The sequence below is a fragment of the Rhizobium skierniewicense genome (assembly GCF_014196515.1).
Taxonomy (GTDB): Bacteria; Pseudomonadota; Alphaproteobacteria; order Rhizobiales; family Rhizobiaceae; genus Agrobacterium; species Agrobacterium skierniewicense.
This window is the reverse complement of sequence record NZ_JACIDV010000030.1, coordinates 1-2493: the sequence shown is the minus strand read 5'-3', so window position 1 is coordinate 2493 and position 2493 is coordinate 1. Positions and strand designations below refer to the sequence as shown.

The 2493-nt window shown below is 59.9% G+C and carries 3 protein-coding genes; all 3 read right to left on the bottom strand.

The genetic code is table 11. The features are described 5' to 3' along the window. Window positions 1–23 precede the first annotated feature (23 nt). The 3 genes from tnpC to GGQ73_RS22750 all read right to left on the bottom strand — a co-directional run bounded on the left by tnpC (window position 24) and on the right by GGQ73_RS22750 (window position 2408). Window positions 24–1616 carry an IS66 family transposase gene (gene tnpC, locus GGQ73_RS22760; protein ID WP_183897998.1) on the bottom strand — a complete coding sequence of 531 codons (1593 nt, stop codon included), beginning with the start codon at window positions 1614–1616 and terminating at the stop codon, window positions 24–26. 73 nt (window positions 1617–1689) lie between these two features. Continuing rightward, on the bottom strand, window positions 1690–2034 hold the full coding sequence (gene tnpB, locus GGQ73_RS22755) for an IS66 family insertion sequence element accessory protein TnpB (RefSeq protein ID WP_183897997.1): 345 nt from the start codon (window positions 2032–2034) through the stop codon (window positions 1690–1692). Then, the gene (locus GGQ73_RS22750) at window positions 2031–2408 is read right to left on the bottom strand and encodes a transposase (protein ID WP_183897996.1); all 378 of its coding nucleotides are present in this window, start codon (window positions 2406–2408) and stop codon (window positions 2031–2033) included. Before GGQ73_RS22750 ends, tnpB begins: the two co-directional genes overlap by 4 nt. Window positions 2409–2493 lie beyond the last annotated feature (85 nt).

Here is a 2493-nt window from a genome sequence, read left to right as displayed (position 1 = left end):
GGTAAGCGGCAAGCTGAGACCGTTCAGCGCGTGTAATTCCACGGCATGAGTGCATCGAGATCGCTGCTGGGCCAACCATTGGCTATGCGCTCGAGTGTCTGGGTGAGCCAGGCCTGCGGATCGATATTGTTCATTTTCGCTGTTTGAAGGAGCGTGGCGATTGTTGCCCAAGTCCTTCCACCGCCATCGCTGCCGGCGAAGAGGCTATTCTTCCTGGTAATTGTCTGGGGCCTGATTGCACGCTCGACTATGTTGTTATCGAGCTCGATGCGGCCGTCGGTGAGGAAGCGCTCGAAGATGGAGCGACGCGAGGTTGCATAGCGGATCGCCTCGGCCAGCTTCGACTTGCCAGAGATCCGCGGTAGGGTCTTCTCCCAGAGGGCGAAGAGCTCCGTGACAACCGCAGCAGATGTCGCCTGGCGCGCGGCGACACGGGCGTCAGGGCTTTGCCCGCGAGCTGTTTCTTCCACCTGCCAGAGCTTCGCCATCAGTTCCACCGTCTCGGTGGCGATCTTGGAGCTGTCTGAGGCATGGAGCTCGTAGAACCTGCGCCTGCTATGGGACCAGCAGTAGGCCAGCATCACGCCGTCATTGCCTCCGTCAGATCTGGCAAGCTTGTTATAGGCACCATGTCCGTCAACCTGCAGAATACCGCGATAGCCACTCAGATGCCGGGCGACCCGATCGCCAGCACGGCTATCTTCGAAGCGATAGGCAACCATCGGCGGGCTACTGCCACCGAAGGGTCTGTCATCGCGGGCATAAGCCCAAAGCCAGGCCGTCTTGGCCGATCCGGATCCGGGCGCGAGTGTGGGCAACGTCGTCTCGTCAGCGAAGATACGCTCAGCCTTCTTGATCTCGGCGAGGATGTAGTCGGCCAGGATATCAAGTTCAAAGCCAAGCTTACCCATCCATTGAGCCATCAGTTTCCGGTCAAGCTCGACCTTGTCGCGAGCATAGATTGCCTCCTGCCGATAGAGCGGAAGGCCATCGGCATACTTAGAGACGGCGATCTGCGCGAGAAGCGCTTCCGTCGGAATGCCCGCCTCGATAATGTGCGCGGGTGCGGCGGCCTGAATGACGCCGTCTTCATTTTTGAAGGCATACTTCGGTCGGCGCGTGACGATGACGCGGAACTTCGCCGGCACGACGTCAAGTCGCTCCGAGACGTCTTCTCCGATCAGCACCTTCTGTTTGCCGACGTGTTCGGGCAGTTCATCCGGCTCGATCACCACTTCAACCCGTTCCAGATGCGGTGCGAAGCCTTTGCGCGGCCGCGGCGGACGTTTGCTGTCGGGATGGGTTGCGCCCTTGTTGACCTGGGCTCGGATCGCCGCGATGCCGGTCTCGATTTCCTCGAAGACAAAGGCCTGCTGCTCATCATCGATGCCTGGAGAGCCGAGTTTTTCTGATCGCCGGCCAAAGCGGGCACGATCAAAGGCTTTCAGGATTTGGGTCAGTCGTTCGATGCGTTCATCAGCATCGGCGTTTCTGGCTTTCAGGTCTGCGACCTCGCTCTCAAGAGCCTCGGTGCGCGCTGCCTTCTCGGCCATGGCAAGGACCATAGCTTTCAGGGTCTCTATATCATCCGGGAGCTGCAGATCGGGCGGCGTCATGACGTCTACTAGAGCATATTTTGCTCCGGTTTTCCTGCCCTTTCAGGCGGTTGATTCACTTTGCCGCAGGCATTTACCCAACAATCTCCGGCGGCTTCACCGCCACCGAGCGCACCCGTTTCCAGTCCATGCCGTCAACGAGCGCCAAGAGCTGGGCATGGTTGAGCTGGACTCGGTTGTGGCCTATCCGCGGCCAGCAAAACTGCGCCTTCTCCAGCCGCTTGGCGTAAAGGCAAACCCCGGATCCATCCCACCAGACGATCTTGATCCGGTCGGCCCGTTTGGCCCGGAAGACATAAAGCGAGCCGTTAAATGGATCACTGCCAGCATCCCGCACCAGCGACAGCAGGCTGTCCGGCCCTTTGCGGAAGTCGATGGGATGGCTGGCCAGGAAGACCTTTACACCTGCCGGGATCATGCTGAGCGAACCGCTCGGATGACACGCTGCAGATGCGCTTCTTCAACCTGCCGGCCAACCCGCACAACGATACCGTCAATGTCGATTTCGACGACGGGGTCAGGTGCGACGCTCTGCGGATCAACTGCCGCTGCTAGTCCAGACCCATCACTGCCCAACAGCTCTCTACGCCAGCGGTAGAGTTGAGACGGCAAGATACCGATCTGCCGCGCCACTGCAGACATGTTCACACCGGGCTGACAGGCCTGCTCAACCGCTGTGGCCTTGAACTCGTCGGACCAGAACCGCCGCAACTGTCGCGGCGACCCGTCAAGGCGATCGGGCACCGCCTCGATCATTCGCATCAACCCAAGGCCAGCCGCAGGTCTAGACATAGATCCTCACATTCAGACAACTCGTATGCCCGACATACCCTACTCAGCATCAGCCGCGCCAGATGGGGTCTCCTTGCCGCTTACC